The organism is Streptomyces sp. NBRC 110035 (genome assembly GCF_000829695.1).
GTDB lineage: Bacteria > Actinomycetota > Actinomycetes > Streptomycetales > Streptomycetaceae > Streptomyces.
On record NZ_BBNN01000029.1, the window covers coordinates 24157 to 48514 of the forward strand.

Annotated in this window: 20 protein-coding genes; 11 read left to right on the top strand and 9 right to left on the bottom strand. The window is 72.1% G+C overall.

Features of this window, described 5'->3' with window-relative positions; translation table 11 throughout:
- Positions 1-63: 63 nt before the first annotated feature.
- Together TU30_RS19405 and TU30_RS19410 are read right to left on the bottom strand one after the other, a co-directional pair.
- Positions 64-1152: a sugar phosphate nucleotidyltransferase gene (locus TU30_RS19405; protein WP_042171699.1), complete on the bottom strand. Its 1089-nt coding sequence runs from the start codon at positions 1150-1152 to the stop codon at positions 64-66.
- Between the two features lie 132 nt (positions 1153-1284).
- A complete protein-coding gene (locus tag TU30_RS19410; RefSeq protein ID WP_042171841.1) occupies positions 1285-2802 on the bottom strand; it encodes a peptidoglycan recognition protein in 1518 nt (505 codons plus the stop codon).
- Between the two features lie 129 nt (positions 2803-2931).
- Here TU30_RS19410 and TU30_RS19415 point away from each other — a divergent pair, with 129 nt between their 5' ends.
- The 6 genes from TU30_RS19415 (at position 2932) to TU30_RS19440 (ending at position 11734) form a co-directional block, all read left to right on the top strand.
- Complete coding sequence (locus tag TU30_RS19415) at positions 2932-3687, top strand: TIGR03089 family protein (RefSeq protein WP_042171700.1); 756 nt, start codon at positions 2932-2934, stop codon at positions 3685-3687.
- Positions 3688-3959: 272 nt separating this feature from the next.
- Positions 3960-5249, top strand: coding sequence for an LCP family protein (locus TU30_RS19420; RefSeq protein ID WP_042171701.1), 1290 nt, complete (start codon positions 3960-3962; stop codon positions 5247-5249).
- Positions 5250-5490: 241 nt separating this feature from the next.
- Positions 5491-7299 carry an LCP family protein gene (locus TU30_RS19425; protein ID WP_052479861.1) on the top strand — a complete coding sequence of 603 codons (1809 nt, stop codon included), beginning with the start codon at positions 5491-5493 and terminating at the stop codon, positions 7297-7299.
- A gap of 297 nt (positions 7300-7596) precedes the next feature.
- Complete coding sequence (locus TU30_RS19430; RefSeq protein WP_078878370.1) at positions 7597-9351, top strand: LCP family protein; 1755 nt, start codon at positions 7597-7599, stop codon at positions 9349-9351.
- A gap of 165 nt (positions 9352-9516) precedes the next feature.
- Complete coding sequence (locus TU30_RS19435) at positions 9517-11241, top strand: LCP family protein (protein WP_052479862.1); 1725 nt, start codon at positions 9517-9519, stop codon at positions 11239-11241.
- Between the two features lie 130 nt (positions 11242-11371).
- Positions 11372-11734, top strand: coding sequence for a four-helix bundle copper-binding protein (locus TU30_RS19440; RefSeq protein WP_042171704.1), 363 nt, complete (start codon positions 11372-11374; stop codon positions 11732-11734).
- 89 nt (positions 11735-11823) lie between these two features.
- Here TU30_RS19440 and TU30_RS19445 read toward each other — a convergent pair whose 3' ends face one another.
- Positions 11824-13110, bottom strand: a complete 1287-nt coding sequence (locus TU30_RS19445; RefSeq protein WP_078878371.1) for an LCP family protein — start codon at positions 13108-13110, stop codon at positions 11824-11826.
- Between the two features lie 90 nt (positions 13111-13200).
- On the opposite strand from TU30_RS19445, the gene TU30_RS19450 reads away from it, so the two are divergent.
- Positions 13201-13794 (top strand): acyl-CoA thioesterase, encoded by a 594-nt coding sequence (locus TU30_RS19450; protein WP_078878372.1) that lies wholly within the window; start codon positions 13201-13203, stop codon positions 13792-13794.
- A 27-nt stretch (positions 13795-13821) separates the two neighbouring features.
- On the opposite strand, the gene TU30_RS19455 is transcribed toward TU30_RS19450, so the two are convergent.
- Positions 13822-15303 carry an LCP family protein gene (locus tag TU30_RS19455; protein ID WP_078878373.1) on the bottom strand — a complete coding sequence of 494 codons (1482 nt, stop codon included), beginning with the start codon at positions 15301-15303 and terminating at the stop codon, positions 13822-13824.
- Between the two features lie 178 nt (positions 15304-15481).
- On the opposite strand from TU30_RS19455, the gene TU30_RS19460 reads away from it, so the two are divergent.
- A complete protein-coding gene (locus TU30_RS19460) occupies positions 15482-16534 on the top strand; it encodes a glycosyltransferase family 2 protein (protein ID WP_042171708.1) in 1053 nt (350 codons plus the stop codon).
- A gap of 69 nt (positions 16535-16603) precedes the next feature.
- Here TU30_RS19460 and TU30_RS19465 read toward each other — a convergent pair whose 3' ends face one another.
- On the bottom strand, positions 16604-17761 hold the full coding sequence (locus TU30_RS19465) for an acyl-CoA dehydrogenase (protein ID WP_042171709.1): 1158 nt from the start codon (positions 17759-17761) through the stop codon (positions 16604-16606).
- A gap of 260 nt (positions 17762-18021) precedes the next feature.
- On the opposite strand from TU30_RS19465, the gene TU30_RS19470 reads away from it, so the two are divergent.
- Complete coding sequence (locus TU30_RS19470) at positions 18022-19365, top strand: UDP-glucose/GDP-mannose dehydrogenase family protein (protein WP_042171710.1); 1344 nt, start codon at positions 18022-18024, stop codon at positions 19363-19365.
- A 132-nt stretch (positions 19366-19497) separates the two neighbouring features.
- Here TU30_RS19470 and TU30_RS19475 read toward each other — a convergent pair whose 3' ends face one another.
- Entirely contained in the window at positions 19498-20049 is a 552-nt protein-coding gene (locus tag TU30_RS19475) for a CGNR zinc finger domain-containing protein (protein ID WP_042171711.1), read from the bottom strand.
- A gap of 139 nt (positions 20050-20188) precedes the next feature.
- Between TU30_RS19475 and TU30_RS19480 the strand changes: the two genes are divergently transcribed.
- Positions 20189-20548 (top strand): VOC family protein, encoded by a 360-nt coding sequence (locus tag TU30_RS19480; RefSeq protein ID WP_042171712.1) that lies wholly within the window; start codon positions 20189-20191, stop codon positions 20546-20548.
- Positions 20549-20650: 102 nt separating this feature from the next.
- Here the strand turns inward: TU30_RS19480 and TU30_RS19485 are convergent, their stop codons facing one another.
- Genes TU30_RS19485 through TU30_RS19495 form a run of 3 tightly spaced genes read right to left on the bottom strand, consistent with a single transcriptional unit; the run spans position 20651 to position 23588 of the window.
- Entirely contained in the window at positions 20651-21871 is a 1221-nt protein-coding gene (locus TU30_RS19485) for a dipeptidase (protein WP_199816875.1), read from the bottom strand.
- The gene (gene purE / locus TU30_RS19490; protein WP_107068508.1) at positions 21868-22398 is read right to left on the bottom strand and encodes a 5-(carboxyamino)imidazole ribonucleotide mutase; all 531 of its coding nucleotides are present in this window, start codon (positions 22396-22398) and stop codon (positions 21868-21870) included. Before purE ends, TU30_RS19485 begins: the two co-directional genes overlap by 4 nt.
- Positions 22395-23588, bottom strand: coding sequence for a 5-(carboxyamino)imidazole ribonucleotide synthase (locus TU30_RS19495; RefSeq protein ID WP_078878374.1), 1194 nt, complete (start codon positions 23586-23588; stop codon positions 22395-22397). The genes purE and TU30_RS19495 overlap by 4 nt, the downstream gene beginning before the upstream one ends.
- Before the next feature lie 195 nt (positions 23589-23783).
- Here TU30_RS19495 and TU30_RS19500 point away from each other — a divergent pair, with 195 nt between their 5' ends.
- Positions 23784-24353 (top strand): GtrA family protein, encoded by a 570-nt coding sequence (locus TU30_RS19500; RefSeq protein ID WP_042171716.1) that lies wholly within the window; start codon positions 23784-23786, stop codon positions 24351-24353.
- Positions 24354-24358: the final 5 nt, after the last annotated feature.

Sequence of the window (24358 nt, forward strand, 5' to 3'; positions counted from 1 at the left end):
GCCCGGGCCGCTCAGCCGTCCGGTCCCCCTGTGCGGTCCCCGTGCCCCCTGCCGACGCCTCGGCTACTCGTCCGAGGAGAACCGCACCGACCCCGCCGGGATCCGCGCGTCGCACCAGACCCTGACCCCGTCCCGGAGTTCGTTGCGGGCGCCGACGACCGCGCCGTCGCCTATCACCGTCCCGGTGAGGACCGACCGCTCCCCCACCCGCGCACGCGTGCCGATCAGTGAGTCGGTGACGACCGCGCCGGGTTCGATGACCGCGCCCGGCAGGATCGTGCTGCCGAAGACGCGCGCGCCCTCCGCCACGAACGCGCCCTCGCCCACCACGGTCCCGCCCGCCAGCTTGGCGTCCGGTGCCACCCTCGCCGTCGGCAGGACCAGCCGGTCGCCGCAGCGTCCCGGGACCGCCGGGGACGGGGCGCGGCCCAGTACCAGGTCCGCGGAGCCCCGGACGAAGGCCGCCGGGGTACCGAGGTCCAGCCAGTACGTGGAGTCGACCAGGCCCTGAAGGTGGGCTCCGGCCGCCAGCAGTCCCGGGAACGTCTCCCGCTCCACCGACACCGGCCGGCCCGTGGGGATCGTGTCGATGACCGAGCGGCGGAAGACGTACGCCCCCGCGTTGATCTGGTCGGTGACGATCTCCTCGGGTGTCTGCGGTTTCTCCAGGAACGCCAGGACGCGGCCCGTGCCGTCGGTGGGGACCAGGCCGTACGCCCTCGGGTCCGTCACCTTCGTCAGATGCAGCGAGACGTCGGCGCCCGTCACCTCGTGGGTGTGCACCAGCGCCCGGATGTCCAGGCCCGTGAGGATGTCGCCGTTGAAGATCAGCACCGGTTCGTCGGGGCCGGAGTGCAGCCGGGAGGCGACGTTGCGGATGGCGCCGCCGGTGCCGAGCGGCTCCTCCTCCGTCACGTACTCGATGTGCAGGCCCAGCGACGCCCCGTCGCCGAAGTACGGTTCGAAGACCTCGGCCAGATAGGACGTGGCCAGGACGATGTGCTCGACGCCCGCCGCTCTCGCTCTCGCTCTCGCCAGCTGGTGCGTGAGGAAGGGCACTCCGGCCGCCCGGACCATGGGCTTCGGTGTGTGCACCGTGAGCGGGCGCAACCGTGTGCCCTTGCCGCCGACCAGGAGGATCGCTTCTGTCACCTGTCGTCTCTGCTTCCTGCCGGGACCGGCCGAACTGTCTTTCGGCCGGCCAGTGTATGCAGACCGTCGCACGGTGGTTTCGACGGCGGTGTCTCCGGCGGGAGGGGACGCGGGCCCGGCGGTCCGCCGCTCTCAGCGGCCCTGGTAACCGGCCGCCGCGGAGCGGACGGTGCCGAGCTCGCCGTAGAGCTTCCCCCCTGGGCACACGGTGTTGAACCCGTCCCGGTGACCGGAGATCACGTTCAGTCGCACCTTCGTGCCTTTTGCGTAGAGATTGCCACCGTCGGACGTCAGGTATGTCTTCGCGCTCGGATCCATGCCGTGCAGTCCGAGCTTCCACGCGGTGAGCTGGGCGACGCCGGTCACCGCGGCGGCCGGCGGACCCGTGGTGTCGAAGGTGCCGAGAACCGCCACGCCCATGGTGCCGCTGTTGAATCCCAGGGTGTGCGCGCCCATGACCGGGGCGGCCACTCCCCCGGCCCGCCCCTCGTAGATCTTCCCGCACTTGTCGACGAGGAAGTTGTAGCCGATGTCCCGCCATCCCATGCTCGCCGTGTGGTAGCGGTAGATGCCGCGGATGACGGAAGGGGCCTCCGCGCACGTGTAGGTGTTGCCGGAGGCGCTGTGGTGCACGAAGGCCGCGCCCACCTTGTCGGTGTACACGAACTCCTTCTCCCGCAGGCTCTCGTCCGCACCCCACCCGCTGCGTGTGACGATGCCGGGCCGCGGGCCGATGTGCGGATCCGCCCGCTGTCCGGCCGCCTCGGTGCCGCGCAGGACGTGGTACTCCTCCTCGGTCTCCGCCCGGGTCAGCGCCGGGATCCCGGTGGCCCCCAGGGGCACGAGCGGGGCGTTGGCGGCCGATGCGGCGGCCGCCCCGGCGCTCATCACACCGGTTCGGGGGGCCTCCGCCGCGGGGCCCGTGGAGCCGTCGACGGGGTTCCGGCCGGTGTTCTCCTCGGAGCTCTCCTCCGAGAGCCCTCCGGAGCTTTCCGCGGGGCTCCCGGCAGGGCTGTCCTCGGGCGGGGCGTCCTCCCCCGGGTCGACGAGTTCGAGGCGCATCCCGGAGGGCAGCAGCGGGGCGGACTCCTCGGAGCCTTCCCGGGCCCCTTCCCCGGCGGTGGAGCCGGTGGGCCCGGACCCGGCCTCCGGCTCCGCGTCCGGTCCGGTCTCCGCCCGGACCCGGATCTCCACGCCGTCCGACGCGCCCACCCACAGCGGTGCGGTGGCGCCGCGGACCCGGCCCGAGGCGCGTTCCGCGGTCCCGGGGTCGGCCGCGTGGTCGGCGTTGTGGGTCTCGACGTCCTGCCAGCCGGACCAGGCGCCGGTGTCCGCCGCGCGGACGCGGACCTGGACCCGGCCGTGGAGTTCGGCGTCGGGGTCGTCCCAGACGACACCGACGAGGGAGAAGTGCCGTACGGACCGCGGGGCGAGGCCGAACGTGGCGGCGTCGGAGGCGCGTTCGGGGTCGAGGGGCCGCAGGGGCAGCGACTGGGTGCTGCCGGGGGTGCCGGCCCCGGTCGTCACCGCTGCGCGGGTGGCCGCCGGCGCCGTCCGGCCCGCGTCCGCCGCGACGGCGGACGGGGCCAGGGGCAGGGCGAGTGCGGCCGCGCAGGTGACACCGACGGAGGAAGCGAAAGGTCTACGCATGCCCCTGAGCTTGGGCATGGCCGCACACATCTGTCCATCGGGGAATTGACGGACTGTCGGGGCCTGTTGCGCCGAACCGGTGCCCCGGGCGCCCGGTGCGCGCCGCCGTGTCCGCGTACGCTTGCGCGGGTGAACGCCACCGACCGCACCCCCGCCGACCTGCTGGGTTCCGCCCTCGCCGCGGACCCGGGACGCCCCCTGGTGACCTTCTACGACGACGCCACGGGCGAACGCGTCGAATTGTCCGTGGCCACCTTCGCCAATTGGGTGGCCAAGACCGCGAACCTGCTGCAGGACGAACTGGCCTCCGAGCCCGGTGACCGCGTGGCGCTGCTGCTGCCCGCGCACTGGCAGACCGCCGTGTGGCTGCTGGCGTGCGCGTCGGTGGGCGTGGTCGCGGACGTGTCCGGCGACCCGGCGGCGGCCGATGTGGTGGTGAGCGGGCCGGACGCGCTGGAGGCCGCGCGGGCCTGCTCGGGCGCACGGGTCGCGCTGGCCCTCAGGCCGCTCGGCGGACGGTTCCCGCAGCCTCCGGAGGGCTTCGCCGACTACGCCGTGGAGGTCCCGGGGCAGGGCGACCGGTTCGCGCCGTACGCGCCGGTCGACCCCGAGGCACCGGCGCTGATCGTGGCGGGCCGGGAGTTCACCGGGGCCGAGGTGGTGCAGCGGGCCCGCGCGGAGGCGACGGACCTCGGGCTGACCGGACCGGTCTCGCGCATCCTGTCGGGGCTGCCGTACGACACCTGGGAGGGTCTGCGCGCGGGCCTGTACGGACCGCTGGCGACCGGCGGTTCGGTGGTGCTGTGCCGGAACCTGGACCGGCTCGGGGGCGACGCCCTGGACAGGCGGGTCGAGAGCGAGCGGGTCACCGTCATCGCCCGCTGACGGCCGCCCCGCCCTCGCACCCAGCCGCGCCCCCGGCCCGGACCGGTCGCCCGAACCGGCCCCGCCGGGCCGTCCCCCGTCCGCCGGGCCCCTTCCCCCGTTCGGATGCGCAGCGCCCGCCCCCGCCGCGCATCCGGGTCATCGTCGTACCAGCGGCACGCCACTCCCCGACGCCCGTACGTCCGTACGCCGCCCCGTGCGCCCGTACGCCGGCCCGCGGTCCCGCATGCCGCCGCAAGCCGTCCCGTACGCCGTGAGGGGGTGGACCGGTCATGAGTGACACCGCAGGCACGTCCCCCGCGGACCCGGCGGGCGGGGGTGCCCTCGGGCCGGGGGCGGGAGCCTCGGCCAGCGGGGCGGGGCTCCCGCGGCACAGGCGACGGCGGTGGATGCTGGGCGCCGGGCTCGGTGGCGCGGCCCTGCTCGTCGTGGCCGCCGCGGCCGGGTGGGCGGTGTACGTGAAGCTCGACGGGAACATCACGCCGGACGAGGCGGCCGCGGCCGAGCTGGCGCGGTTCGAGAAGGAACGGCCGACCGCACTGGTCAGGGACGCCCGGAACATCCTGCTGATCGGCTCGGACTCACGCTCCGGGGAGGAGAACGCCCGCTACGGCCGGGACCCGGGGACGGAGCGGTCCGACACCGCGATCCTGTTGCACCTGCCGGCGGGCCGGGGCAGCGCCACCGCGGTGTCCCTTCCCCGGGACCTGATGGTGGACGTGCCGGGCTGTCTGCGCCGGGGCGGCGGCCGCACCGAGCCCGTGTTCGCGATGTTCAACCAGGCCTTCGAATGGGGCGGTTCCGCCTGCGCGATCCGCACCGTGGAGAAACTCACCGGCATTCGCGTCGACCATCACGTCGTCGTGGACTTCCAGGGGTTCAAGAAGATGGTCGAGGCGGTCGACGGCGTCGAGGTGTGTCTGCGTGAACCCATTGACGACAAGGCGGCCGAACTGAAGCTGCCCGCGGGCCGGGTGACGCTGGACGGGGAACAGGCCCTCGGTTATGTCCGCGCCCGCAAGTCCCTCGGTGACGGAAGCGATACGCACCGTATGGAGCGCCAGCAGCGGTTCCTCGGGGCACTCGTCAACAAGGCGAGCGGCAATGACGTTCTGCTCAATCCGGCCAAGCTGTATCCCGTGCTGGACGCGGCCACTTCGGCACTGACGACCGACCCGGGACTGGCCAGCCTGCGGGGTTTGTACGAACTCGTCCGCGGACTGCGCGACATCCCCGCGGAACGCGTGCAATTCCTCACCGTCCCCCGGGAGCCGTACACGAACGACGCCAATCGGGACCAGCTTTCACAGCCCGAGGCGGAGGCCCTGTTCGAGCGGTTGCGCAGGGACGCGCCGGTCACGGTCGCACAGGGCCGGGGCAGCGCCACCGGCGCCGGGTCCGGGTCCGGCGCGCCGTCCGGAAATCCGGACGACGAAAACACGGAGGGTGACGCAAAGGTCACCCGGAACGAATCCGGGGAACAGCCGGAGGAAGTGGCCGAAGCGGCCTCCCCCGCGCCGACGTTCTCCGGGAACACGGCCGCCGAGGACACCTGCGCGTAAAGCCGGCTCTCAGGTGACTCCCAGACCGTGAAGCCCCGTCAAGGGATATGCACGAATTGCCCAGTTGTGAGGATGTGGAATACGCCACCGGCGTCGCCGGAGGCCGTTCCGTGCCGTTAGTGTGTGCGCTCCCGGTGCATGCGTTCCCAGGATTTCGACTCTCCATGCGCACACCGAGGACCGACCGAGCGCCTGGGAGGGGAAAGGCGCCGCGTGGCACCGACGGAGGATTCAAACGACCGTGGACGCGCAAGGCCGTGGGCGGGGCAACGACATGGACCCCGCAGACCAGTGGGTACTCAACCCGGAAACCGGTGATTACGAACTGCGACTGAGCAGTTCCGCACCGCAGCAGCCGGTCCCCTCCCCTCGCGGACCGCGCTCCTCCGGCGGGGGGCCGGGTGGCGGCGCGGGTGCCGGCAAGGCCTCCGGCGCGGGTGCGCCACGCGGCCGCGGCGACGCCCCCGGGCGCGCGGCGGAGCGGCCCGCCGGCCGCAGGGCGTCCGGACCCGGGACGACCGAGCGCGAGGGGCCGCCGCGCAGGCGCCGCGGCGCGCCGGAGGAGCCTTTGCCGGGCAGGTGCGGGCGCCGGCCGGTGAAGAAGAAGTCGAAGGCCAGGAAGGCCCTGGTGTGGACCGGCGGGACGACGGCGTTCGTGGTGCTCGCCACCGCCCTGGGCGGCTATCTGTACCTGGAGCACCTCAACGACAACATCAACGCCGTCTCCGACGACGGCGCGAGCACCGGTGGCTTCCAGAAGGACAAGGCCATCAACATCCTGCTGATCGGCACCGACAAGCGCACCGGCGAGGGCAACGAGAGCTACGGCGACGCGGGCAGCGTCGGACACGCCGACACCACGCTCCTGCTGCACGTCTCCAAGGACCGTACGAACGCCACCGCGCTCAGCATCCCGCGCGACCTCATAGTCGACATCCCCGACTGCCCCACCCAGATGAAGAACGGGACGGAGAAGGTCATCCCGGGCTCCGCCGGGGCCCGCTTCAACACCAGCCTCGGCCAGAGCGACCGCACACCGAGCTGCACCATGCGGACCGTCACCGAGCTGACCGGGATCACGCCGGACAACTTCATGGTGGCCGACTTCAACGCGATCAAGACGCTCACCACGGCGGTCGGCGGCGTCGAGGTCTGTCTCGCCCAGGACGTCGACGACAAGGACTCCAAGCTCAAGCTGTCCGCCGGGACGCACACCATCGAGGGCGAACAGGCCCTGGCCTTCGTCCGCACCCGCCACGCCTGGGGCAACCAGGGCGACCTCGACCGAATCAAGGTGCAGCAGCAGTTCCTCGGCGCGCTGATGAGGCAGCTCAAGTCGAGTGACACGCTGACCAGCCCGTCGAAGATGATCAAGCTGGCGGAGGCGGGAACCGAGGCACTCACCGTCGACTCCCAGCTGGACAGCATCAACAAGCTGAAGGATCTCGGTCTGGAGCTGGGCAAGCTCAACACCAAGAACCTGACCTTCACCACGCTGCCGGTGGTCGACAACCCCGCGGAGGCGGTGAGGGCGACCGTCGTCGTGGACGAGTCCAAGGCCCCGGAGATCCTGGACCTGATCAAGAACGACGTGTCGTTCACCGAGGTCAAGCAGCAGGAGAAGAAGGAGAAGGCCGCCGTCGCCGCCCGCCTCGAGGGCACCAAGGCAGCGGCCTCCGAGGTGCGGGTACAGGTCCTCAACGGCGGCGCCCCGGCGGGCAGCGCCCAGGAGGTGCTCACCTGGCTCCAGGTGGAGGAGGGCGTGAGCAGGTCGGAGAACGCCGGCAACGCGGACGAGACACTGAAGAGGACCACCCTCGAGTACGCGCCCGACCAGGCCGACCAGGCCCGCCGCCTCGCCGACCTGCTCGGCCTCTCCGGCTCGGGGATGAAGCCCGGCGAGAGCGTCACCAACTCCCAGGGGGCGCCCGCGATGACGCTGACCCTCGGCGAGGACTTCAAGGGTGCGGGCGTCTCCCTCACCACTCCGTCCAAGGCGCCGGACGACATCGAGAAGTCCACGGCGGACAAGGTCGAGTGCGCGGAGTGACGCGACGCGGGGTGACGCGACGCGGGGTGCCGGCGCGCCCGCGGGGCGCGCGCCCTGCGGAGGGAGTGACCTCACGCCGTCATTTCCCCACCCAATAGGGCGGTTTACCCCTTTTCGCGCCCGAGGAATTCGTCACTGAGGTCCCGTCCCGCCCGGATCGGCGGCTACTGTGAACGCTCCAGTGCCCCGGCCGCGAGGACCGTTCCGGCGTCGCGCGCACGGTGGCGAACCAGTACGCGCGGACACCCTCCGGAGGGGGGAGGGTGCCGTGTGGCCCCGACGGAGGATCGGACGAGCGTGGACGCGCAGGGCCGTGGGCGGGCGGACAGAGCCGACCCCGCAGACCAATGGGTACTCAATCCGGCCACCGGTGAGTACGAACTGCGACTGGGCCCTTCCGCATCGCAGTCGTCCGTCCCCGGACCCCGCGGAACCTTCCCGCGCCCCACGGACCGCCCGGCCGGCCCCGGCGGCAGGGGCCGCCCCCACGGTGGCATGCCCGGCAGCCCCCCGCGGGCGCCCGGCCGCGAGGTGCCGCCGCCGCGACGGCGCGGCACGCCCGAGCCGCCGCCCGGACGGCGCGGAGGCCGGCCGGGGCAGCGCGGGCTCCGGGCGAGGAAGGCCCTGCTGTGGATCGGCGGGACGACGGCGTTCGTGGTGCTCGCCACCGGCACGGCCGGCTACGTCTATCTGAAGCATCTCGAGGGCAACGTCGACACGACCGACGTCGGCGACGCGGGCTCGGGCAGTTTCAGCAGGGACGAGGCCTTCGACATCCTCGTTCTCGGCACCGACAGGCGCACCGGCTCGGGCAACGAGGGCTACGGCGACGCCGGCAGCGCGGGGCACGCCGACACCACGATTCTGCTGCACGTCTCCGAGGACCGCACGAACGCCACCGCGCTCAGCATCCCGCGCGACCTCATAGTCGACATCCCCGACTGCCCCACCCAGATGGAGGACGGGACGGAGAAGGTGATCCCCGGGCTGCAGGGTGCCCGCTTCAACCGGAGCCTCGGTGAGGGCGGCCGGGACCCGGGCTGCGCGATGCGCACGGTGGAGAAGGCCACCGGCATCAAGCCCGACCACTTCATGATGGCCGACTTCAACGCGGTCAAGACGCTCACCTCGGCGGTCGACGGCGTCGACGTGTGCGTGGAACACGCGGTGGACGACAAGCAGTCGAAGCTGAAGCTGCCCGCGGGCGAGTCGACGGTGGAGGGCGAACAGGCCCTCGCCTTCGTCCGGACCCGGCACAGTTTCGGCAACGAGGGCGACCTCGACCGGATCAAGGTGCAGCAGCACTTCCTGGCCTCGCTGATGCGCAAGATGTCCTCGAGCGACACCCTCACCAGCCCCACCAAGCTGGTGAAGCTGGCCGAGGCCGCCACCGAGGCGCTGACCGTGGACACCGGCATCGGCAGTGTGAGCACGCTCAAGGACGTCGCCCTGGAGCTGAAGAAGGTCCCGCCGAAGAACATCTCGTTCACCACGGTGCCGGTGCGTGACAACCCCGCGGAGGCGGTGAGGGCGACCGTCGTCGTGGACGAGTCCAAGGCCCCGCAGCTGTTCGCCGCGATCGCCGGCGACGTGTCGCTGACCGAGGTCGAGGAGAAGCGGGAGAAGAAGGAGAGGGCCGCCGTCGCCGCCCGCCTCGAGGGCGCCAGGGCACCGGCCTCGGAGGTGCGGGTGCAGGTCCTCAACGGCGGCGCCCCTGCGGGCAGCGCCCAGGAGATGCTCCGCCGGCTCCAGGTGGAGGAGGGCGTGAACAAGTCGGAGAACGCCGGCAACGCCCCCAGGACGCTGAAGAGGACCACCCTCGAGTACGCGCCCGACCAGGCCGACCAGGCCCGCCGCCTCGCCGACCTGCTCGGCCTGTCCGGTGCGGCGCTGAAGCCCGGCGAGGGCGTCACCGACTCCCAGGGTCTGCCCGCGATGACGCTGACCCTCGGCGAGGACTTCACGGGCGCCGGATCACCGCTCGGTGCTTCCGCCGCGGAGGCCGTGGACGTGGAGAAGTCCACCGCCGACCAGGTCGAGTGCGCGACCTGACGCCCAGCCGGGCCGCGTCCGGGGACCCGTGCGCGGCCCGTCAAAAGTTGTTGACGTGGAATCGCGTTCCTGGGGCAACTGACTGGCCTGTCGTGCGTCTAACACAACGCAGAACAGGCCAGTTCCATGACGCGAGGAGTACCAGGGGTGGGGAGGGCGACCGAAGTGACGCAGCGCGCCGCGCGGAAGACGCTCCGCGACGACCGGCGTGACCCGGGCCCGGAGGACGGCCCCTCGGGCGTCCCGGCCGACGGCGACGGCGGGCGTGCGGCGGGCGGTGACGGCAGCGGTGAGACACCCGCGTCGGACGGTGACGACGGCGGCATACCCGCGTCCGGCGCCGACGCGCCCGCTTCCGGCGAGGGCGGCGGCCGTCGCCCTCGGCGCCGGATGCTCAGATGGGCCGCGGCGGCCCTCGCGCTGCTGCTCCTGGGCTCGGCCGGGGCCGGCTACGTCTACTACCGGCACCTGAACGGCAACATCAAGCAGAACCCCCTGAACCTGGGCGACGGCAAGGTCGCCGAACCCACGCCGAACGCCGCCGGGCAGACCCCGCTGAACATCCTGCTGATCGGCTCCGACGCCCGGGACAGCAAGGAGAACCAGGAGCTCGGCGGCGCCCGCGAGACGTTCGGCTCCACCCCGCTGGCCGATGTGCAGATGCTGCTGCACCTGTCCGCCGACCGGACCAACATGTCCGTGATCAGCATGCCCCGCGACACCCTCGTCCGGATCCCCAAGTGCACCGACCCCGAGGACGGGACGGTGTACGAGGCGAGCAACGGGCGGACGATGACCAACCAGAGCCTCGGACACGGCGGTCCGGGCTGCACCGTGGCCACCTGGCAGGAGCTCACCGGCATCCACATCGACCACTTCGTCATGGTCGACTTCGCCGGGGTGGTCTCCATGGCCGACGCCGTCGGCGGCGTCCCCGTGTGCGTGGACGCCAACATCCTCTCGCGCAACAGCCGGGGCCACGGCTCCGGCCTGAAGCTGCCCGAGGGCACCCACCCGGTCAAGGGCGAGCAGGCCCTGCAGTGGCTGCGTACGCGCTACGGCTTCGAGGACGGCAGCGACCTCGCCCGCGCCAAGGCACAGCACATGTACATGAACTCGCTGGCCCGCGAGCTGCGCGAGAACGCCACCCTGAGCAGCCCCAACAAACTGCGCAGGCTGGCCGAGGAGGCCACCCGGGCGCTCACCGTCGACCCCGGCCTCGACACCGTCAAGAAGCTGTACGACCTCAGCAACGAGCTGCGCAAGGTCAGGCCGGAGCGCATCACCATGACCACGATGCCCAACCGGTACGTGGGTGCCCGCGTGGAGCCCACCGGGGACGCCGACCAGCTGTTCCGGCTGGTCCGCGACGACATCGCCCTGGACGGCAAGGACGAGGAGCCGGCCCGGGCCGAGAAGGCTGCCGAGGAGGCGGCCGAGGAGGAGAAGGGGGCCGCGTCCGCCGAACCGGCCGCCCCCGACGCCGAGATCGCCGTCCAGGTCGTCAACGGCACCCGCACCGACACCCTCGCCGCGGCGTCCGGCCGTGCGAGCACCGTGGCCGGGCTCCTGCACGAGAAGGGGTTCACCGGCACGTCCGCCGACACCGCCGGCTCCCTGAACGAGCAGCTGACGCTGGTGCGCTACCCGAGCACCGACCTGGAGAGCAACGCCCTGCGCGTCGCCGAGTCGCTGGGCGTTCCGGAGAGTTCGGTGCGCCGGTCCACCGGCGTCTCGGGTGTCACGGTCGTCGTCGGCGCCGACTGGCGTGAGGGAACGGAGTACGAGGCACCCGAACAGGACGACACGACCCCCGAGTCGGCCGAGGCCCTCAACGGGGCGGACGACTCCGCCTGCATGAAGGTCGACCCGAACTACACCTGGTCCTGACAGGAGCCGGGGATCACCGCGCGTTCCCGGACCGGGCGCCCCGCCCGTCCTGTGGTGGTCATGGGGCGAGGGGCGTAGGACTGAAGGCGGGGGCCGGTCCGCGGCCCCCGCCGTTCCCCTGGGAGGAATCATGACCCGGTCCGCCGCCGCGTCCCCCATGAGCCAGGAGATGCAGGAGTGCGTTCAGGCGTGCATGGACTGCCACAGCACGTGCGAGGAGACCATGAGCTCCTGTCTGCGGATGGGTGGCCAGGCCCCCGCGCAGATCATGGGAGCCCTCATGGACTGCGCCGACATGACCCGCATGTGCGCCGACATGATGATGCGCCGCTCGCCGCTGGCCGCCGAGATGTGCGCGATGTGCGCCACGGCCTGTGACCTGTGCGCCGAGGCGTGCATGTCCATGCCGGACGACGCGCAGATGATGCGCTGCGCGGAGTCCTGTCGCCGCTGCTCCGAGTCCTGCCGTGCCATGGCGGGCGCCACGATGTGACGCCGGACGTCCGCACCGGCGCCGGAAGGGGCCGGACACTCGGCCGCCCTGTCCGTCCCGCCCGCCCGTCCTCGTCGGCGCCGGGGTGCTCAGTCGCCCTTGACGGTGACCTTCTCGTCGTTCTTCAGCTCGTCCACCAGCTGCTTGACCTTCGCCTTGTCCCAGAGCAGGTTGCCGCCGGTGGAGCCCGCGAGAGGCATGTTCAGGGAGGTGCCGTCGCCGCCGCTGACGCCCTTCATCGACCAGAACATGTCGGCCAGGCCGAACAGGCTCATGTCCTCGTCGACGATCAGCGAGTCCAGGCCCGCGCCCATGGTCGGGTACAGCGTGAACGGGTTCAGGACCGTGCCCGGCGTCGCCACCTGGTTCGCGAGGGCGGAGAGGAACTTCTGCTGGTTCTTCGTACGGTCCAGGTCGGAGCCGGCCAGCGCGTACCGGGTGCGGACGAAGGCAAGGGCCTCCTCGCCGTTCAGCGTCTGCCGGCCCTTCTTGAGGTCGGCGCCGGACTTGGTGTCCTTGATGTCCTGCGGGATGTCCATCTCCACACCGCCGACCGCGTCCACGATGTTCGCGAAGCCGGCGAAACCGATCTCCACGTAGTGGTCGATGCGCAGGCCGGTGTTGAACTCGACGGTGCGGACCAGGAGTTCGGGGCCGTCCTCCGCGTAGGCCGCGTTCAGCTTCACCTGCCGGCCCGTGCCCTGGTACGTCTTGCCGGACTCGGAGCCCTTGAAGGTGGGTATCTCCACGTTCGAGTCGCGGGGCAGCGAGACCAGGGTGGGGCCGTTGCTGCCGGTGTGCAGGATCATCATGGAGTCCGTGCGCTTGCCCTCGGCCGACCCGGTGCGCAGGTTCTTCTTCTGCTCGTCGGTCAGCCCGGCCCGGCTGTCGGAGCCGACGATCAGGTAGTTCGTGCCCTCGCCCGCCTCCGGCCGGTCCAGCACGATCGACAGGTCGACCTCGCGGTTGAGCTTCGCGTCGGCCCAGAAGTAGGTGCCCACGGTCGTCACGACCAGCACGGCCGCGACCGTGATCGCCGTCACCTTGATCCGGCGGCGCCAGTCGGGCGCGGGACGCTGCGCGTACCGGCCGTCGTCGCCCGGCCCTCCGGGTCCGCCGTAGCCGCCCCCGCCGGGGGAGCCGTAGACCTGGCCCGTGTTGTAGCCGCTGTCGTGGTCGCCGCCGTGCCCGCGGCCGTCCACGTACGACGGCTGCTGCGGCACCGTGCCGCCGTACGCCCCCTGGCCGGGCGGGGCCGCCGGGCCGCGGCGGACCTGGCGCATGACCCGGGCGCTCTCGGGCTGTGCGCTCGCGCTCCCCTGTCCGTAGCGGGGGCCGCGGTTGTCGTCGGACCAGGCCTCGGGCCAATCATTCATGCGCCACAGTGTGCAGGTCCGGGCTGTGCGCCGTACCGGTCCTCGGGAAATAGGAGCAGCGCTGTTGCCAAGCTGACACAAATTCCCGGGATGCGGCCTCGGCATAAGGTGGAGGCCATGACAGATCAGGCCCCAGCCCCACTCACGGAGAGTCCCGGCATACCCGACATCCCGGGCAAGCCCGTCTCGGCGTCGCGGACGACCCTCAGCCACATCATGACCCACAGCGACACCAACCTCCTGGGTACGGTGCACGGCGGCGTGATCATGAAACTCGTCGACGACGCGGCGGGCGCGGTCGCCGGACGGCACTCCGGAGGGCCCGCCGTCACCGCGTCGATGGACGAGATGGCCTTCCTCGAACCGGTCCGGGTCGGCGACCTGGTCCACGTGAAGGCGCAGGTCAACTGGACCGGCCGGACGTCCATGGAGGTCGGCGTGCGGGTCCTGGCCGAGCGGTGGAACGAGTCCGCCCCGGCCACCCAGGTCGGCTCGGCCTATCTCGTCTTCGCGGCCGTCGACGCCGACGGCAAGCCCCGCCGCGTGCCCGAGGTGATACCGGAGAGCGAGCGGGACCGGCGCCGCAACCAGGAGGCCCAGATCCGCCGCACCCACCGCCTGGCCCGCCGCCGGGCGATCATGGAGCTGCGCGAGAAGCGGGCTGCGGACGGCATCGAGGACTGACCTCACCCGTCCCCGCGCGCGGCGGGGCTACGAGCAGCCCACCTCGTCGCCCCGCACCACCCCGAACTCGTCCTTGCCGGGGTCCCGGGCCCGGACCTTGCGGACCTTCTCGAAGTCGCCGCCGGCGATCACCTTCAGTGTGGCGCCCTGACCGTTCACCGCACGCAGCTCGCTGCCCGGCAGGGCGGCGGCGAGGGACTTCGCGGAGCGGTCCCAGCGCGGGTCGTAGGCGACGACGGTCCGCTCCACGGAGCGGTCCGCCGCGTTGACCGGGACGTTGGTGGTGCGGAAACCGGTGGCCGCGAGGGCCGCGTCCACGCGGCGGCCCAGGCCCTTCGTCTCCGTGCCGTTCTCGACCTGGACCCTGATCTGCCGGGGATCCACCGGGACGCGCCGCGCCGCGTCGGGCGACGACTGCGCGGAGAGCGGCTCGTCCTCGCGCAGCGCCCGGAAGATGTTCTCGGACTTCTCTGGGTCCCACTTCACCGTCGACCCGATGCCCTTGACCGTGCGGACCGCCGTGCCGAGCGGCACGGTGGTGAACTCCGACGAGGCGGGCGAGAAGGTCCGCATCGCCCGCCCCAGGTCCAGCATCTCGTCGGTGCCGAAGCCCTTGTCCGCGCGGACCGAGCCGAGCACCGCGCGGGTCACGTCCCGGAACTTCATCGGGTTCAGCAGGATCCCGGAGGACGTCGCCCGGTCCACCAGGGCCGCCATGAAGTGCTGCTGGCGCCTGATCCTGCCGAGGTCGGCCGCGCCGTCGACGTGCCGGGCGCGCACGTACTGCAGGGCCTCGCCGCCCTCGAGGGTGTGCCGGCCGGCGGGCAGGTCGAGACCGGTGTGGCTGTCCTTCAGGGGCTCGCTGGTGCACAGCTCGACGCCGCCGACCACGTCCACGGTCTTCATGAAGCTGGTGAAGTCGAGCTCCAGGTAGTGGTCGATCTTCACCCGCGTCATCTTCTCCACCGTGCGCACGGTCAGTTGCGGCCCGCCCTCCGCGTACGCCGCGTTGAGCTTGACGGGGTGCCCCTCGTGCTCCTCGCCGCTCACCTGGTCGGTGTGTGCGGGCGTCATGGCGTACGAGTCGCGCGGCAGGCTGACGACGCTGGCACGCTCCCGGTCCTCCGAGATGTGCACGATCATGATCGTGTCGGTGCAGTTGCAGGGCGACCCGCCGAGCCGGTACTTCCGCCGTTCCCGGGCCCCGAGTTCCTCGCGTCCGTCGGTGCCGACGAGCAGGATGTTCGTGCCGTGCCCCGCCTCGGGGCGGTTCTTCATGTCCCGGAACGGGTCGACCCGGTCGATTCCCGCGTCGAGGCTGCTGACCACCGCGTGTCCGATCCCGGCGGAGGCGAGCACCAGGACCGACAGCGTGGTCACCGCCCGCCCGCCCCGGCGCGGCCTCCGGCGCCCCGGTGGTTTCGGGCCGCCTTCCCGTGGCGGCTGCGGTCGGCGCTGCGGCGCGGTGCGGGGCCGGGGGGACCGTGACGACGCGGGCAAGGGGGACACCTCCGGACGAGGGCCGCACGGGGGATGCGGGCGGGGCGCGGGGGCGTACGGAACATACGGGACATAAAGGGCCGTACGCGGGACCCTGAGCACCGTAGGCCGATACGATCTGCGGCCCGGCGCAGCCGCACCCGGCGCGCGCGGCTCTGTCCCCCGTTCGCGGTAACGTGAGGCTCCTATGAACGCCAATCCCGACGTGCGGCTCCCCGCCGTTTCCGTGATCATGCCCGTGCTCAACGAGGAACGGCACCTGCGTGGCGCCGTCCGCGCGATCCTCGCCCAGGAGTACGCCGGCGAGATGGAGGTCGTGATCGCCCTCGGTCCCTCCACGGACCGCACGGACGAGATCGCCGCCGAGCTCGTGGCCGAGGACCCGCGGGTGCACACCGTGCCCAACCCCACCGGCCGCACCCCGGCCGCCCTCAACGCGGCGATCGGGGCCTCACGCCATCCGGTGGTGGTCCGCGTCGACGGACACGGCATCCTCTCGCCGGGTTACATCGCCACCGCGGTACGCCTCCTGGAGGATACCGGCGCGCAGAACGTCGGCGGCATCATGCACGCCGAGGGCGAGAACGACTGGGAGCACGCGGTCGCGGCCGCGATGACGTCCCGGATAGGTGTCGGCAACGCGGCCTTCCACACCGGCGGCACGGCCGGCGAGGCCGAGACCGTCTACCTCGGGGTGTTCCGGCGCGAGGCGCTGGAGCGGCAGGGCGGCTACAACGTGGAGTTCGTCCGCGCCCAGGACTGGGAACTGAACTTCCGCATCCGCGAGGCCGGCGGACTGATCTGGTTCTCGCCGGAGCTGAAGGTGTCGTACCGGCCCCGGCCGAGCATCCGGGCGCTGGCCAAGCAGTACAAGGACTACGGCCGTTGGCGGCACGTCGTCGCCCGCTACCACTCGGGTTCCATCAACCTGCGCTACCTGGCCCCGCCGGCCGCGGTGTGCGCGATCGCGGCCGGGATCCTGGCCGGCTCCCTGCTCACCCCGTGGGGCTTCGTCGTGCCCGGCGGCTACCTCGCGGCGATCGTGCTCGGCTCGGTACCGGCGGGCAGGGGGCTGCCGCCGAAGGCACGCCTGCAGATCCCGGTGGCGCTGGCCACCATGCACATGTCCTGGGGCTGGGGCTTCCTGACCAGCCCGCGCTCCCTCGCGAAGAAGGTCATCGCCTCCCGCCGCCCCGCGGTCCACGCGGACACGGACCCGGACGCGGACGCCCCGGCATGACGCGCGGAGGGCGCCCGGGTACGCGTACCCGGGCGCCCTCCGCGCGTCCGTGCGCCGGAGTCGCCGGGGTTACGGCAGGTTCCTGGCCATCACGATCCGCTGGACCTGGTTCGTGCCCTCGTAGATCTGGGTGATCTTCGCGTCGCGCATCATGCGCTCGACCGGGTAGTCGCGGGTGTAGCCGTAGCCGCCGAGGAGCTGGACGGCGTCCGTGGTGACCTCCATGGCCACGTCGGAGGCGAAGCACTTGGCGGCGGCGCCCTGGAAGGTGAGGTCGGCATCGCCGCGCTCGGACTTCGCCGCGGCGGCGTAGGTGAGCTGGCGGGCGGCCTCGATCTTCATGGCCATGTCGGCGAGCATGAACTGGACGCCCTGGAAGTCGGCGATCGGCTTGCCGAACTGCTTGCGCTCCCGGACGTAGCCCTTGGCGTAGTCGAGGGCGCCCTGGGCGATGCCGAGGGCCTGGGCGGCGATGGTGATGCGGGTGTGGTCGAGGGTCTGCATCGCGGTGGCGAAGCCGGTGCCCTCCTCCCCGATCATGCGGTCCGCCGGGATGCGGACGTCGTCCAGGTAGACCTCGCGGGTCGGGGAGCCCTTGATGCCGAGCTTCTTCTCGGGGGCGCCGAAGGAGACGCCCTCGTCGGACTTCTCGACGACGAAGGCGGAGATGCCCTTGGAGCGCTTGGCGGGATCGGTGACCGCCATGACCGTGTAGTACTCGGACTCGCCGGCGTTGGTGATCCAGCGCTTCACGCCGTTGAGGACGTAGGTGTCGCCGTCGCGGACCGCCCTGGTCTTCATGCCGGCCGCGTCCGAGCCGGCGTCCGGCTCGGAGAGGCAGTACGAGAACATGCCCTCGCCCTTGGCGAGCGGGGTCATGTACTTCTTCTTCAGCGCCTCGGAGCCGGAGAGGATCACCGGGAGGGAGCCGAGCTTGTTCACGGCGGGGATGAGGGAGGAGGACGCGCAGACGCGGGCCACCTCCTCGATCACGATGACGGTGGCGAGCGCGTCGGCGCCCGCGCCGCCGTACTCCTCGGGCACGTGGACGGCGTGCAGGTCGCCTCCGAGGAGCGCGGCGAGCGCCTCCTGCGGGAAGCGCGCCTCCTCGTCCACCGCTGCGGCGTACGGCGCGATCTTCGCCTCGGCCAGCGAGCGGACGGCGTCGCGGAGCATGTCGTGCTCCTCGGACGGGCGGTACAGGTCGAAATCAGCCGATCCGGCCAAGGTCTCTCACTCCAAAGACGACGAGGTGCGACGTGGTACGGCGTGGTGCGAAGAAGGGCGACGCCCCGATGACGCTAACTACTGTTAAGTAACTCCTATTTTAGAACTCCCGCCCCCGCGGCAGCACGTGAGTTTGGTGACAGGCGGGACGACTCCGGGGCCGCAATGGGCGGTAACGGGCGGGATCGCCTCGTGCGGCGCGCCCGGCGGCACCGGATATGCTCAGCCCGCACTGGCTTCCGTACACCCCTGGAGCACGCATGGCCCTCAAGATCACCGTGATCGGCACCGGTTATCTCGGTGCGACCCACGCGGCGGCCATGGCGGAGCTCGGGTTCGAGGTGCTGGGCCTCGATGTCGTCCCGGAGAAGATCGACATGCTCCGGCGGGGCGAGGTCCCGATGTACGAGCCGGGGCTCGAGGAGCTGCTGCGCCGGCACGTGGCCGGGATCGAGGGGTCCACCGGCCGGCTGCGGTTCACCATGGACTGGGCCGAGGTCGGCGCGTTCGGCGACATCCACTTCGTCTGCGTGAACACTCCGCAGCGGCACGGTGAGTACGCCTGCGACATGTCGTACGTCGACTCCGCGATCGCCTCGCTGGCTCCGCACCTCACCGGTCCCGCGCTGGTCGTCGGCAAGTCGACGGTGCCCGTGGGCTCGGCCGACCGTCTGGCGGCCTACCTGGCCGGGCACGCGCCGGCCGGTGAGGACGCCGAGCTGGCCTGGAACCCGGAGTTCCTGCGCGAGGGCTTCGCCGTCCAGGACACGCTGCACCCGGACCGGGTCGTGGTGGGCGTCAGGAGCGAGCGGGCCGAGAAGCTGCTGCGGGAGGTGTACGCCACGCCGGTCGCCGAGGGCACCCCGTTCGTGGTGACCGACTTCCCGACCGCGGAGCTGGTGAAGACCTCCGCGAACTCCTTCCTCGCCACCAAGATCTCCTTCATCAACGCCATGGCCGAGCTGTGCGAGGCCACCGGCGCCGACGTGGCCAAGCTGGCGGAGGCCATCGGCCACGACGACCGCATCGGCCCGAAGTACCTGCGCGCCGGGATCGGCTTCGGCGGCGGGTGCCTGCCGAAGGACATCCGGGCGTTCATGGCGCGCGCCGGCGAGCTGGGCGCGGACCAGGCGCTGACCTTCCTGCGGGAGATCGACTCGATCAACATGCGCCAGCGCGGCCGCATGGTGGAGCTGACCCGGCAGGCGCTGGGCGACGGGGCGTTCCTGGGCAAGCGGGTCGCGGTCCTCGGCGCCACCTTCAAGCCGGACTCGGACGACGTACGGGACTCCCCGGCGCTGAACGTCGCGGGCCAGATACACCTCCAGGGCGGCCAGGTCACCGTGTACGACCCGAAGGGCATGGACAACGCCCGGCGCCTCTTCCCCACCCTCGGGTACGCGGACTCGGCACTCGACGCGGTGCGGGGCGCGGACGTGGTGCTGCATCTGACGGAGTGGCGGGAGTTCCGCGAGCTGGACCCGGCGGCGCTGGGCGAGGTCGCGGCCCGGCGGCTGGTCCTGGACGGGCGCAACGCGCTCGACGCCGAGGCGTGGCGCCGGGCCGGATGGCGCTACCGCGCGATGGGACGCCCCACCGCCTGACGGAACGGGTGACGCCGGTTCGGCCGAGGCTCAGTCGGCCGAACCGGCGTCTGCCTGCATTCTGCACCACGGGACGGGTCCGGTGGTGCCGCTGTGACGCCTACGACTTTCCGGCTCCGGGTTCGACTACGGCTACGACTCCGGGTTCGGCTCCGGCTGTGGGTTCGGCTGCGGGCGCTTCGAGCGGTAGCGGCGCATCTTGGCACGGGCGCCGCACACCTGCATGGAGCACCAGCGGCCGCGTCCCGCGGGGCTGCGGTCGTAGTACGCCCAGTGGCAGTCGGCGGCCTCGCAGGCCTTGAGCCTGATCCACGTACCCGCGGCGACCGCCTCCGCCACGGCAGCCGCGACCCGGGAGAGCAGGTGCCCCCCGTCGACGGGTGCGAGGGCGGCGGAGCCGTCCGCCGGGTCGACGGTGACCACCAGCGGGGCCTTCGCGAGCAGTGCGCCGAGCGGGACGACCGCGCGGTGCGGCGGATGGCCGGCGTGGGCGAGCAGGGCCGCGCGCAGCGCCTCGCGCAGGGTGCGCGCCGACTCGACGCCGGCCGCGTCGCCTTCCGGAAGCCCGAAGCGGGAGCGGCCGTCCACCGTGTCCAGCGCGTCGGCACCCGACTCGAGGTCGAGCGTGTTGACCAGGTCCTGGACCAGGGCCAGTCCCCCGGGCGCAGCCGATCTCTCACTCATGTCCGGACGGTACCTCTCGCGTTCTGCGTTTCCCCTTGCGACGTTACCCCCCATGCGGCAGCATGCAGTAACGGTTACCTGTTACCGGTTCCTGGCGGTAACCGGGAGAGTGGGAGATCAGGGACCCGAGGAGGAAGTCATGCCTGTTGCCAAGGTGGGTGCCGTCGTCCTGGACTGCGTCGATCCGCGTGCGCTGGCCGGTTTCTACGCCGGACTGGTGGGCGGCACGGTCGAGGACCAGGGCCGCTGGGTGGACCTCCGGGTGCCCGGCGGGCCGGCGCTCGCGTTCCAGGAGGCCTCTGGACACGTACCGCCGCGCTGGCCTGCGCCGGACCACTCGCAGCAGTTCCACCTGGACCTGACCGTCGAGGACCTGGACGCCGCCGAGAAGGAGGCGCTGGCGCTCGGCGCGAAGCCGCTGGACGCCGAGGACCGCTCGCGGAGCTTCCGGGTGTACGCGGACCCGGCGGGTCACCCCTTCTGTCTGTGCGCCGGCTGACACCGGGAGGACGACGGGAAGAAGGGCTTTCGGGCGTACGCCGGTCCGGCAGGGCATCCGTTCGGCCTCTGCCGGACCGGGCAGCCGTGGCGCCGGCCTGTCTCAGCCGTTGCCGCTGGTGCCGCCGACGTCGCCGTCGAGGGACTCAAGGGTCGCGTTCGACGGGCCACGGGTCGCCCGGAGCGCGTGGGCGGTGTCCTCGGCGGCGCCCAGGACCCGTACCGCGTTCTGCCAGGTCAGCTTGGCCAGGTCGGTCCTGGACCAGCCGCGGTCGTACAGTTCGGCGATCAGGTTCGGGTAGCCGGAGACGTCGCGCAGGCCGTCGGGGGTGAAGGCGGTGCCGTCGTAGTCGCCGCCGATGCCGAGGTGGTCGACGCCGGCGACCTCACGCATGTGGTCCAGGTGGTCGGCCACCGTGGACACGGTCGCGACCGGGCGCGGGTGGTCCTCCTCGAAGGCGGCGTGCACCCTCATCCCTGCCGCGGTGGTGTCCAGGTGGTGGAAGCCGTGGGCGCGCATGTTCTCGTCGGCCGCGGCCGTCCAGTCGACGGCCTCCCGGAGCACGAACTTCGGTACGAACGTCACCATGGCGACGCCGCCGTTGGCGGGCAGCCGCTCCAGTACGTCGTCCGGGATGTTGCGCGGGTGGTCGCAGACCGCGCGGGCGGAGGAGTGGGAGAAGATCACCGGCGCGGACGTGGTGTCCAGCGCGTCCCGCATGGTCGTGGCGGCGACGTGCGAGAGGTCGACCAGCATGCCGAGCCGGTTCATCTCCCGGACCACCTCGCGGCCGAACGCCGACAGACCGCCCACGCCGGGCTCGTCCGTCGCGGAGTCCGCCCAGGCCACGTTGGAGTTGTGGGTGAGGGTCAGGTAGCGCACGCCGAGGTCGTACAACCCCCGCAGGGTGCCGAGGGAGTCGGCGATGCAGTGGCCGCCCTCCGCCCCCATCAGGGAGGCGATACGGCCCTGTCCGCGGGCCGTCTCCATGTCGGCGGCGGTCAGCGCGGGCGCCAGGTCCTCGGGGTGGCGGGCCAGCAGCTGCCGCACGCAGTCGATCTGCTCGAGGGTGGCGGGCACCGCGTCGGGCAGGTCCGCGCGGACGTACACCGACCAGAACTGCGCGCCGACGCCGCCCGCGCGCAGCCGCGGGATGTCGGTGTGCAGGTGGGCGGACCGGTCGCCGGCGATGTCCCGGGCGCCGAGGTCGTAGCGGACCTGTTCGCGCAGCGCCCAGGGCAGGTCGTTGTGCCCGTCGACGACGGGGAACTCGGCGAGCAGCGCGCGGGCGTCGTCGAGGGAGGCGGACGGCACGGGGCTCACTTCCCGAAGCCGAAGCCGTTGCCGGCGCCTTCGGCCCTGGCCCGCAGGCGTTTGCCCTTCTCCGTGGCCTGGTCGTTCAGCTCCTGCTGGAACTCCCGCATCCGGCCGAGGAGTTCTTCGTCGTGGGCGGCGAGGATCCGGGCCGCGAGCAGTCCCGCGTTGCGGGCGCCGCCCACCGAGACGGTGGCGACCGGGACACCGGCCGGCATCTGCACGATGGAGAGCAGGCTGTCCATGCCGTCGAGGTGCTTCAGCGGCACGGGGACGCCGATGACGGGCAGCGGGGTGACCGAGGCGAGCATGCCGGGCAGATGGGCGGCGCCGCCCGCACCCGCGATGATCACCTTCAGCCCGCGGTCCGCGGCCTGCTCGCCGTACGCGATCATCTCGCGGGGCATGCGGTGTGCGGAGACGACGTCGACCTCGCGGTCGATCTCGAACTCCTCGAGGGCCTTGGCGGCGGCCTCCATGACGGGCCAGTCGGAGTCCGACCCCATGACGATGCCGACTACGGGGCTGGGGCTCATTCGGTGATCGTGCCTCTCAGGTAGCCGGCTGCGTGACGGGCGCGCTCGAGCACGTCGTCCAGGTCGTCGCCGTAGGTGTTGACGTGGCCGACCTTGCGGCCGGGCTTCACGTCCTTGCCGTACATGTGGATCTTCAGCTGGGGGTCGCGGGCCATGCAGTGCAGGTACGCGGAGTACATGTCGGGATAGTCGCCGCCCAGGACGTTGGCCATCACCGTCCACTTCGCGCGCGGGCGGGGGTCGCCGAGCGGGAGGTCGAGGACGGCGCGGACGTGGTTGGCGAACTGCGAGGTGATCGCGCCGTCCATGGACCAGTGGCCGGAGTTGTGCGGGCGCATCGCGAGCTCGTTGACGAGGATGCGGCCGTCGCGGGTCTGGAACAGCTCCACGGCGAGATGACCGACGACGCCGAGTTCCTTGGCGATGTTCAGCGCCATCTCCTCGGCACGCAGGGCGAGGTTTTCGTCCAGACCGGGCGCGGGCGCGATCACCGTGTCGCAGACGCCGTTCACCTGCTGCGACTCGACGACCGGGTAGGCGACGGCCTGGCCGTGCGGGGAGCGGACCACGTTGGCGGCCAGCTCGCGCACGAAGTCGACCTTCTCCTCGGCCAGCACCGGGACACCGGCCCGGAACGGCTCGGCGGCCTCCTCGGCCGAGTCGACGACCCACACGCCCTTGCCGTCGTAGCCGCCGCGGACGGTCTTGAGGACGACCGGGAAGCCGCCCGTCCGTCGCCCGCCACCACCCTTGCCGGAGGGCACGCCGTGCCCGCCCCCCTCGAGCTCCGCCGCGAACGCGGCCACGTCCCGGGGGTCCGTGACGATGCGGTGCCGCGGGCAGGGCACACCGATCGCGTCGAGCCGGGCGCGCATCACCCCCTTGTCCTGGGCGTGCACCAGCGCCTCGGGGCCGGGGCGGACGGGGATGCCGTCCGCCTCCAGGGCCCGGAGGTGCTCGGTGGGCACATGCTCGTGATCGAAGGTGATCACGTCGCAGCCGCGGGCGAACGCGCGCAGCGTGTCCAGGTCGCGGTAGTCGCCGACGACGACCTCGCCGACGACCTGCGCCGCGGAATCCTGCGGAGTGTCACTGAGGAGCTTGAACCTGATGCCGAGCGGGATGCCCGCCTCGTGTGTCATACGAGCGAGCTGCCCCCCGCCGACCATGCCGACTACCGGGAACGTCACGCACCCAGGGTATCGGTCGAGCCATGGTGGCCGGTTCCACGGTCGTTACCGGCCGCTCCTGAACCGTTCCCGGACGGTCTGCGGCCCCGGGCGCCCATCCGCGGGAAGATCGCGCGGACGGGTGGTTAGCATGGTCTGGTTGACGCCACCTCGGCGCTCCACGACGCCACTCCACGGACGGGGGCCGGCACGACCATGGGACGCGGTTCCTCGGAGCCTTCGACGGGCGCCCCGGCCCCGCGCGGCTTCATGCGGCAGCGCCTCGACCGGGCCGGCCGTGAAGCCGTGAAGTTCGGCGCGGTCGGCGGGGCGGGGCTGCTGGTCAATCTCCTCGTGTTCAACCTGGTCCGGCAGGTGACCGACCTCCCGGTGGTGCGGGCGAGCGTCGTCGCGACCGTCGTCGCGATCGTCTTCAACTACCTGGGCTTCCGCTACTTCACCTACCGGGACCGCGACAAGTCCGGGCGCACCAAGGAGATGTCGCTGTTCCTGCTGTTCAGCGCGGTCGGCCTGGTGATCGAGAACGGCCTGCTGTACGCGGCGACCTACGGATTCGGCTGGGACAGCCCGCTGCAGAGCAACATCTTCAAGTTCCTCGGCATCGGGGTCGCCACCCTGTTCCGGTTCTGGTCCTACCGCACCTGGGTGTTCCGCGCACTGCCCGGGGCCGCGGCAGCCGCGGCGGCGGTCCCCGTCGCGGAGGGCGGGCGCGCGGAGGGCGGGCGCGGGGCCGCCGGGCCGCCCTCCCGGCAGCGCGTGCCGTAGGCCCC

Coding starts and splice junctions, on each gene's coding strand:
- TU30_RS19410 (WP_042171841.1), bottom strand. CDS start 2,802: ATGCGTAGACCTTTCGCTTCCTCCGTCGGTGTCACCTGCGCGGCCGCA.
- TU30_RS19420 (WP_042171701.1), top strand. CDS start 3,960: ATGAGTGACACCGCAGGCACGTCCCCCGCGGACCCGGCGGGCGGGGGT.
- TU30_RS19440 (WP_042171704.1), top strand. CDS start 11,372: ATGACCCGGTCCGCCGCCGCGTCCCCCATGAGCCAGGAGATGCAGGAG.
- TU30_RS19445 (WP_078878371.1), bottom strand. CDS start 13,110: ATGAATGATTGGCCCGAGGCCTGGTCCGACGACAACCGCGGCCCCCGC.
- TU30_RS19450 (WP_078878372.1), top strand. CDS start 13,201: ATGCGGCCTCGGCATAAGGTGGAGGCCATGACAGATCAGGCCCCAGCC.
- TU30_RS19460 (WP_042171708.1), top strand. CDS start 15,482: ATGAACGCCAATCCCGACGTGCGGCTCCCCGCCGTTTCCGTGATCATG.
- TU30_RS19470 (WP_042171710.1), top strand. CDS start 18,022: ATGGCCCTCAAGATCACCGTGATCGGCACCGGTTATCTCGGTGCGACC.
- TU30_RS19475 (WP_042171711.1), bottom strand. CDS start 20,049: ATGAGTGAGAGATCGGCTGCGCCCGGGGGACTGGCCCTGGTCCAGGAC.
- TU30_RS19480 (WP_042171712.1), top strand. CDS start 20,189: ATGCCTGTTGCCAAGGTGGGTGCCGTCGTCCTGGACTGCGTCGATCCG.
- purE (WP_107068508.1), bottom strand. CDS start 22,398: ATGAGCCCCAGCCCCGTAGTCGGCATCGTCATGGGGTCGGACTCCGAC.
- TU30_RS19500 (WP_042171716.1), top strand. CDS start 23,784: ATGGGACGCGGTTCCTCGGAGCCTTCGACGGGCGCCCCGGCCCCGCGC.